Raw genomic sequence first — 8,919 nt, 5'->3', positions numbered from 1 at the left:
TGCCACGTTGCAAGAAGCCTAAAAACGGCGTAAAACCGACCCGTCCGAAACCGCTAAAACAGCCACTTCTCCTGGCCGCATTACGCCGCGATTCGCTGGCCTTAATGTGCCGCAAATTGACAGCGCCTGGAAACTCGCACCGCGCGATCACTTCATCGGCTGGGACGAGGTGCAGCGGCTGAGAAACCTGCAGTTCGTCAACAACGCCCGCTTCCTAATCTTGCCGTGGATACAATCCAAGGGCCTGGCATCGAAGATCCTGTCAGTCATCCAGCGGCAACTCCCCAACGATTGGCTCCAGCGATACGGCTACCGCCCGGTGCTCTTCGAAACCTTCGTCGAAACACCCCGCCATCGCGGCACCTGCTACAAAGCCGCCAACGGGATCAACGTCGGGAAAACCATCGGCCGCAGCAAAAAGTGCCAAAGTCATCAGCCCATCCTGCCCATCAAGGACATCTGGCTCTATCCTCTGCGAAACAACTTCCGCTCACTGCTCGCTCGATAGCGCCGTCAGACCCGGGAGAGCCGCCGACGTAACAGCCGGGATACTCCGCAATACGGCTTGGCCATGGGTTCACCGAATAGTTACCTGCTGGCGTGAGGAAGATCCGTCCGACAGGCTGCTAGGGCGGCCGGACTGGCACGCTGCTCCGCTGCGCGAAGCCATCGCCCCGGAGCTCATCGCGTAAAAAAATTACATAGGTGTCACTTACTAAAAAAAGACGTGCATATTCGAATTGGCCGTGATATCGTCCCTGCATGCTTGCTCGACCCGCCCGTTACGAATTCAGTGAGAGACTTGCCGACATTCTCGGCGAGTCTCGGCGCGACCTGCGCTTTCGTGTCACCCTGATGGTCAGCAGCGGCCTGGTGCCTGCTGGACCGCGTGGGCGGGGGTCGCCGCCTGCGACGCCGCAGTATGCCGCGCATCTGCTGATAGGTGCGATGGCGGCGCCGCAACAGGCGCAGACCATTGAGGCGATTCGTTGCTATGAAGATCTGCGGCCGGCAGCGGTGGTGCCGGCCGGTAACACGCCCCGCGTACTTTTCGGTCCTGCGGTCGCCGCTGCCGCAGCCGACGCACAGCCCGAATCGGCGATTCGCCTCGACGGACTTCGCTTCGGCGAGGCGCTGGCCAGATTGCTGGAACTGGCCTGCGCCAACGAGACTCGGGCGATCGTCGCCGGCGAGTTGTTTGGCGTCTGCGTCAACCGCGGCTGTCCGGTCGCCTCGCTGCAGTTCAGCGCCTGGTGGCAGGGCCGCCGCGCGGTTTTCAGCCACACCTATGGCCTGGCCCCCGATGCCCTTCCGCCGGCGTGGCTTGATCCCGAACGTGGTGGAGTGGTCGATCCCGGCCTGTTCCACGCCGTCTTCCTGCCGGTCCGGAAATTGATCGAGATCGGCTGCCTTACCACCTTGTCAGATGACAGGAGTCGTCCAATGCTGAACAAACTGGGCCACAAGATGGCCGCCATTGCCAACATGGCAAAACTCGCCGCCAAGACGCCACATGGCAGTCGCTGGGAAAAACTTCTGTCGACGCTGGCGTCGGTGCAAGCCTGGTCCGAGCAGGTAGACTCGCAAGAGAACCGCTTGGTCGAAGTGACCGGCTTCGGCGCCAATCCAGGCGAACTGAGGATGTATACCTACCTCCCCGAAGGTCTGCCGGCCGACGCGCCGCTGGTTGTTGTTCTGCATGGATGCACGCAGAGCGCAGCGTCATACAACAAGGGCAGTGGCTGGTCGACGCTGGCCGACCGCTATGGCTTCGCGCTACTGTTCCCGCAGCAGCAGTGGAACAATAATCCGCTGCGCTGCTTCAACTGGTTTCGGCCCGAAGACAACGAGCGGGAACGCGGCGAGCCGCTGTCGATCCGGCAGATGGTTGGCAAGATGGTCGCCGACCACGCTGTCGATCCCAACCGCGTCTACGTGACCGGCACCTCGTCCGGAGGTGCGATGACCGCCGTGATGCTGGCCAGCTATCCGGAGGTATTCGCCGGCGGCGCAGTCATTGCGGGCGTTCCTTACCGTAGCGCCAAAGGTCTGCAGGAGGGCCTGGAAACCATTTTCCAGGGGCGTTCGCGTTCGCCGAAGGAATGGGGTGAACTGGTGCGGGCTGCTTCGCCGCACCAGGGGCCGTGGCCCAGGGTCTCGGTCTGGCACGGCGATGCGGATACCGCCGTCAAGCCGGTCAATGCTGAAGAAATTATCAAGCAATGGGCCGATGTGCACGGCCTTGATCTGCAGCCGACAATCGAGATGCGCGTGGCCGGCTATCCGCGGCGCGTCTGGCAAGGGCCGGACGGCGAGGAACTGATAGAGTCCTACACGATTACCGGGATGTCGCACGGCGCGGCGCTCGATCCGGGAGCAGAGCCGCATCAGTGCGGTACCGCGGCGCCGTTCTTCAACGCCGTCGGGATTTCTTCCACGCACCGTATTGCCGATTTTTGGGGATTGCTCGCTGGTCGCCCGGCACGCTCGGAAAGCTTTGCTGCCGATGCAAGCGCCAGAACCGCTGGTACGGCCCAAACGGAAAGGGGTGCCGCAGCCCATGCGACTGCGGACACGGCCCGCGCTGCCGGGCCGATCGAGGCGGGCGAGCAGGCCTTCAGAGAAGAATCGGCGCGTCAGGCCGAGCAGGCGCACGCCGCTGGCTCGGACGATCAGCGGCGTGGTGGCAGCTCGCCGTTGGGTCTCGATGTGCATGGGATCATTTCTGCGTCGCTGCAGGCTGCCGGCCTGCTCAAGGCCGGCAACCGGCCGCGCAGCACCGCGCCGCTGGGGATCGACGTTCCGGGAATCATTTCGACCGCGCTGGAGGCGGCCGGCGTTCTCAAGGGCCTGGGCCAGCGCCCCGCTTCGGCCGCTCGCGACGGCACCCTGCACAACGCTGGCTGGGAAGGCGCCGGCTGGGATCTGCTGCATGACGACCCACGCGCGTTCCGCGGCGGCTCTATGCTCTACGGGCACGCGTCGTCGGGCGACTCGGGCGCCGTTGGCGCCAGGGCGCAGTCGATATCGCGGCGTATTGCGCTGGGCCCGCGGCCGGGTTTGAGCTATGTGCGGCGACTCGATCTCAGCGCTGCAGTCAACGATTACACCAGCGCCAGTTTCAGGGTCCTGGTTGACGGGATCGTCGTCGATGAAGTGACGGCGATCGGGATGGTCCACCAGGAGAACGAATGGCTGCGTCAATCGGCGGTCGATCTGGCGCGCTTTGCCAACCGCACGGTGACCCTGACGCTCGAAGTAGCGGCGTATTCGAACATCTACAGCACGGTGTACGCCAAGGCCTGGGTGGACCAGGTGACGGTCAGCAACGCCGTCGATGTCGCCCACTGCTGACCGACCGAGCACCGAGTGCAGGCGGCCCTCCCGGCGCGGCGACAGGGGTCGGCCGGGGGGGTGCTGGCGGCGGGCGGGGCCGGCAGGTCAGCGGTTGCTGAAGCTGGCCTTGCGCTTCTCGACGAAAGCGGTCATCCCTTCTTTTTGGTCTTCGAGGGCAAACGCCGAATGGAAGGCGCGACGCTCGAACAGCAGACCTTCGGCGAGCGAACTCTCGTACGAGCGATTGATGCATTCCTTGATCATCATCACCACCGGGAGCGAGAAGCTGGCAATCCGGGTGGCCGTCGACATCGCCTCTTCGAGGAGCTTGTCGGCCGGGACAACACGCGAAACCAGGCCGGCGCGTTCGGCTTCGACGGCGTCGATGTTGCGCGAGGCCAGGCACATCTCCATCGCCTTGGCCTTGGAAATGGCGCGCGGCAGCCGCTGCGTACCGCCTGCGCCAGGAAGAATGCCCAGGCGGACTTCGGGCTGACCAAACTGCGCGTTGTCGGCGGCCAGGATGATGTCGCACATCATCGCCAGCTCGCAGCCACCGCCAAGGGCGTAGCCGGCGACTGCAGCAATGACCGGTTTGCGGCAGTTCTTGACGCCTTCCCAATTGCGCGTGATGAAATCGCCCTTGTAGGCTTCCATGTACGACAGCGATTGCATCACAGTGATGTCGGCGCCGGCGGCGAAGGCCTTCTCCGACCCGGTAATGACGATCGCGCCGATGTTCTCGTCGGCCTCGAAACCGCCGAGTGCGCTGCCCAACTCGTTCATCAGATCATCGTTGAGGGCGTTCAGTTGCTTCGGGCGGTTAAGGGTGATCACGCCGACTTTCCCACGGACTTCGGCGATGATGTTGACGTAGTTGCTCATAAGGGAATTCTCCAGACCAGAAAATGGATGATATTGGAGCATCCAGCAAAGACGTGGATACTCATGCTGCTGCAATCGGCTTGTGCGTCGCGCTTGGCGCGACCGCTATCATGAACGATTTATCCCGGCGCCGCTGCTCCGACGCCCGCACTCTTTCCAGGCGGAAGCCGTCCACACGTGGCACGGCCGGCCTGGACGATTGACGTCTAGCCGGCCGCGCTGCATGCAGGGAATTACAAAGCAGGCGTCAGCGACACGGCGCCTCAAGTTCCCGGGGCACTCCGTTGATCAGGAGATGTCCATCTGGAACTTCACCGGTCCGCGGGCGGCCTTGCCGTTGGCGTCGGTGAATTCGCCGGTAACCGGCGCCTTCTTGCCGTAAGGGCTGGTCAGGATCGCCACGTGACCGCCGAAGAAGGCGACCGACTCAAGTCCGTCCCAACCTTCGAGGAACTTGTTGCCGGCGGTGGCGCAGGCTGGCGTGACCAGGTCGTCCTTGATCGCGTAGTTCTGATACCAGGGCACTTTGAGGTCGATCAGGCTCTTGATGTTCAGCGGCTGGTCGAACAGCTTGACCGGCAGGCTGCCATCGTCTGCAATCGGATCCTGGAAGGTGTGCGAGCTCATGTTGGCGATCGCCAGCGGCAGGTGCACGCGTTCCTTGAGCAGCCAGCGGAACAGCGCGGCGGGTGTCTTGCCGGGGTTCATGCCGGTGGCGCGCTGCAGCGAAGCCTGATCGAGAACCTTGACCAGCGGGGTTTCGCGGTCGATCGCCACAAAGCGCATTCCGAGGCTCAGCAGGTAGCCGTTGGCGACCTTGTTGCCGCTCGGCAGGGTGGTGGTGATGAAGTCGTGGTGCATCGTCGGCATGCCGCTGATCGCGTCGCTGTAGGTGCCGTCGACCGGCGTCACGTTGGTGATCAAGGCGTCGCAAACATCCTGAAGCTTGCCCGACAGGATGTTCATCATGCAGATGTAGCCACCCTGGCAGGTTCCGTTCAAGGTGACTTTCTTGCCATCGTTCAGTTCCATGACCTTGGCGCAGATTTCGCGAGTCTGCTCGCAATCCTGCTCGGGGGTCATCGTCTGGACCTTCTCTGTGGTCATGATGTCCTTGACGACGCGGACGTAGGTCGGGATGCCCTCGTTGGCGAAGGAGTGGCTGTAGCTCTTGTTCTCGAAGGGCAGGAAGGACAGGATGTGCACCCCGAGCATGTACGGCGGGACGAGAACGACCGGCTTCAGATCCTTGCGAACTTCAACTCCTTCCTTCAGCGGCATCACCTGGTAGAGGTCGAAGGCGTCGGTTTCGTGCACCAGCTTGTAATTGGGGGTGTCGAAGTGGAAGCCGAACTCGTCGCCGATGGCCTCGATCTGTTCGTTGAAGTTGGCGACCGCTTCCATGATCTCGGCTTCGCGGCGCATGTAGCCGCCGAGCTTCTCACCGTCGGCCTTGAGGATCGTGTTGAGGTAGGCGCGCGTTCCTTCCTCGATCTGGTCGAAGGCGTAGTCGGCCATCTTCTCCTGCATTCCGGAGGCTCCCTTGCGGGCCAGGCTGACGTTGTGTTCGATTACCTCGAAAGCTTCCAGCATGCTCAGCGGATTGTCGCGGGCCGCGGTCATTGCGATGTGCGCGGCAATGAACAGGTTGTCGTTGAACTCGCCGACTTCGCGATTCGAAGCGCGCATCATCGCCAGCATGTACCGCCACCAGCTCGTGGTGAAATCCGGCATTTCTCTTAACAGTGAGTACATCTTTCAACCTCCAATAGTTGACATGAGTCAAAACGGGCCAGCCCCAGTGGGCGACCCACGAGTACCTTGGCCTCGCGGAAAATCCGGATACCCGGAAGTCTTCGCGGGAAACGAGTCGAACAACCCTAACACGCACAGACGCATCTGGATAAGACCGTCTGGCGAAGTGTCATTCTGCACCGCACAATTAATTCTACTCCTCCGGGCACCATTTGTTCACCCCCTTGGAGGTTAAGGAGAAGATAATTCCACAGCAGGGCGAAACGACCAGAGGATGAGCATTCCGTAGGGCGTGGACGGGTTGAGGGTCGCTGCCGCGGACTTGGTAGAAGTGCGCACTGAAGTTAGGCAGCCGTTTTCGCTGCACGCCGCCGTGACTTTGTATAGTATTGCTATGTTGCGCTGCGGTGACGAAGGCGGCCGCCAGCAGGCAATCGATCTTCCTGTCGGCGCTGCCCGGGCAGGCGCGCCGGATGGAGCGGACGCAATCACCTGGCAGTTGACTCAAGGTCACGGCAGGCGGGCCAACAGGTGCTGAGGTGGAGGGGTGATAGAGTGAGAGAGAGCGTCGTCGCTGCGGTAGGCGCCGGGGCTGCTTCATGCAGCGGGATTCCGCAACCGCCCAAGCGGAAAGCTGCACGCACGGGAGGATGAAAATGCTGCAACTTTCGACGCTGATCAAACACCACGCGCAGTTTCGACCCGATCGGGTCGCTGTCGTTTTCGAGCAGGAGCGTCTGACCTGGCAGCAGTTCGAGGTGCGCGTCAGACGTTGTGCCCGCTTGCTGAGCTGGCTGGGAGTGCGCAAAGGCGACCGGGTGGCCACGGCCCTGTCGAATTGTCGCGAGTTGCTCGAAGTCTATTGGGCGGTGCCGTCGATTGGCGCGGTGCTGGTGCCGCTGAGCCCACTGTTGATGCCGTCCGGCCTGGCCAGCCTGCTTCGTGATTCAGGAGCCAACTGCGTCGTCAGCCAGCGCTCGATGGCGCCGATGCTTGATCAGGCTCGCCAGGAATTACCCGGGCTGGCTGCCGACCACGTGCTGATGGTCGACGGCGCCAGCGGCGACTATCCCGACTACGCGTCTATGCTCAAGACCTGTCCGGAGGGCGCCGCCGATGCTCCGGCGATGCGCTCCGACGACCTGTTCAACATCATGTATACCAGCGGTACCACCGGACTGCCGAAGGGGATCGTGCACAGCCATTTCGTCCGTTCCATGTACGGCACCCTGTTTGCATCGGCCTGGCGGATGAGTCCGGAGTCGGTGGTGCTGCACACCGGTGCGATCGTCTTCAATGGTGCTTTCGTCACCCTGATGCCCTGTTTCTATCTTGGCGCGCGCTACGTCCTGCAGCGCCAGTTCGACGCCGAAGAGGCGATCGAAATCATCTCCCGCGAGGGCGTAACGCACACCATGATGGTGCCGGCGCAGATCATCGCCGTGCTCAACGCGCCGAATTTCTCGCCCGAGAAGCTCTCGTCGCTGCAGATGATCCTGTCGCTCGGTGCGCCCCTGTACCGCGAACACAAGGATCTGCTCAACAGCCTGCTGCCCGACCGCTTCTACGAACTCTACGGCCTTACCGAGGGTTTCTGGACGATCCTCGACAAGACGCAGTCGGTGCGCAAGTCAGGTTCGGTCGGATCGCCTCCGTGCTTCTACGAAATGCGTATCGTCCGTGAAGACGGTAGCGACGCGCCGAGCGGCGAAGTAGGAGAGATCGTCGGCCGCGGGCCGTCGCTGATGGGCGGCTACTACGGCCGCCCCGACCTGACCGCGCAGGCGCTGCGCGACGGCTGGCTGTACACCGGCGATCTCGGGTATACCGACGGCGAGGGCTACCTCTACCTCGTCGACCGCAAGAAGGATATGATCGACAGCGGTGGCGTCAAGATCTATCCGCGCGATGTCGAAGAGGTTGCGGCGCGGCACCCGGCGGTCCGGGAAGTCGCCGTATTCGGGGTGGCACACGAAAAGTGGGGCGAGACCCCGGTCGCCGCGGTGATCCTGCATGCCGGTGCCGTGGTCGGCGCCGACGCGCTGCGCGACTGGATCAACGAACGCGTCGGCGCCCGCTATCAGCGATTGCACGCGCTGCGGATCATGGAAGACTTCCCACGCAACGCCGCCGGCAAGACGCTAAAGCGGGAGATGCGCGACGCCTACCAGGCGGAGGAGGGCGACAGCTTGTGAACGGCGTTGGTCCGGGGCCAGGAGCAGACGGTATGGCCGTTTGTCGCCGGTGGGCACGGGAGCGGGAACCGGAACGAGCGTCACTGCGAGCCCTTCCTCGGCGAAAAGCCCCTTTGCCGCAGCTATCGGGAAAAGGCTTCCTTGCTGCAGCGCGGACAGCGCGATGGTCGGCTTTTCGACGGCGACTGCCGCAGCGGGAGACTACTGCTTGATGCCCAGATAACCGAGACCGAGCAGAATCGCGGCCGGCGCTACGGCGACGCTGGTCAGGCGTGTCCGGCCATGTAGAACGCCCGAAATCTTTGAGTCGCTCGCGGACACGTGCTGCCTCCTGCCGGGCATGGAATGGTTCCGGAGGCGGACCACGCGGACGCAATCGCGGTAGAAGCACCGAACGGACGACTCATGAAACACTCGACGCACTCAATTTCGGTTCGTCCGATGGGGCAGCACACGCCTTATCCACCTTGCTGCCCGCAACGCATTCCCGGCTTTGGCGCTCAGCTCTGGGCGGCCGCTAGCAGCCTGTCGGAGTGCGCCGTGACAAGGCGCTGTTTTCCAGCGGGTGCGAATCCCGCCCGGCAACTTTCGCTCCGGCCGGTAGCAACTGGAGCAGTCGTGGAGTGACGTGGTCTAATTTCCCTGGACACCTCGATAGGTGGATGATCCACCTTTAGAGGAGCAATTGATGAGCCAAAAACGCAAGACGTTCGACCCGAGCTTCAAGCTGCAGGTCGTTCAACTGATC

General features: G+C 62.7%; 5 protein-coding genes. 3 read left to right on the top strand and 2 right to left on the bottom strand.

Going from position 1 to position 8,919, the window contains the following annotated elements:
* The first annotated feature begins 106 nt into the window (after positions 1-106).
* Together Q1L50_RS09360 and Q1L50_RS09355 are read left to right on the top strand one after the other, a co-directional pair.
* Positions 107-508, top strand: coding sequence for a Druantia anti-phage system protein DruA (locus Q1L50_RS09360; RefSeq protein ID WP_300337820.1), 402 nt, complete (start codon positions 107-109; stop codon positions 506-508).
* A gap of 254 nt (positions 509-762) precedes the next feature.
* Positions 763-3,354, top strand: coding sequence for a PHB depolymerase family esterase (locus Q1L50_RS09355; RefSeq protein WP_300337819.1), 2,592 nt, complete (start codon positions 763-765; stop codon positions 3,352-3,354).
* 87 nt (positions 3,355-3,441) lie between these two features.
* On the opposite strand, the gene Q1L50_RS09350 is transcribed toward Q1L50_RS09355, so the two are convergent.
* Together Q1L50_RS09350 and Q1L50_RS09345 are read right to left on the bottom strand one after the other, a co-directional pair.
* Positions 3,442-4,221: an enoyl-CoA hydratase gene (locus Q1L50_RS09350; RefSeq protein ID WP_300337817.1), complete on the bottom strand. Its 780-nt coding sequence runs from the start codon at positions 4,219-4,221 to the stop codon at positions 3,442-3,444.
* 288 nt (positions 4,222-4,509) lie between these two features.
* Positions 4,510-5,976: a metal transporter gene (locus Q1L50_RS09345; protein WP_300337815.1), complete on the bottom strand. Its 1,467-nt coding sequence runs from the start codon at positions 5,974-5,976 to the stop codon at positions 4,510-4,512.
* A 656-nt stretch (positions 5,977-6,632) separates the two neighbouring features.
* Here Q1L50_RS09345 and Q1L50_RS09340 point away from each other — a divergent pair.
* Entirely contained in the window at positions 6,633-8,171 is a 1,539-nt protein-coding gene (locus Q1L50_RS09340) for an AMP-binding protein (RefSeq protein ID WP_300337813.1), read from the top strand.
* The last annotated feature ends 748 nt before the right edge of the window (positions 8,172-8,919 follow it).

Origin of the sequence: Accumulibacter sp., from assembly GCF_029255145.1 — a bacterium.
Classification (GTDB): Bacteria; Pseudomonadota; Gammaproteobacteria; order Burkholderiales; family Rhodocyclaceae; genus Accumulibacter.
The sequence above is the reverse complement of the archived record's forward strand: the minus strand, read 5'-3'. Positions and strand labels throughout refer to the sequence as shown.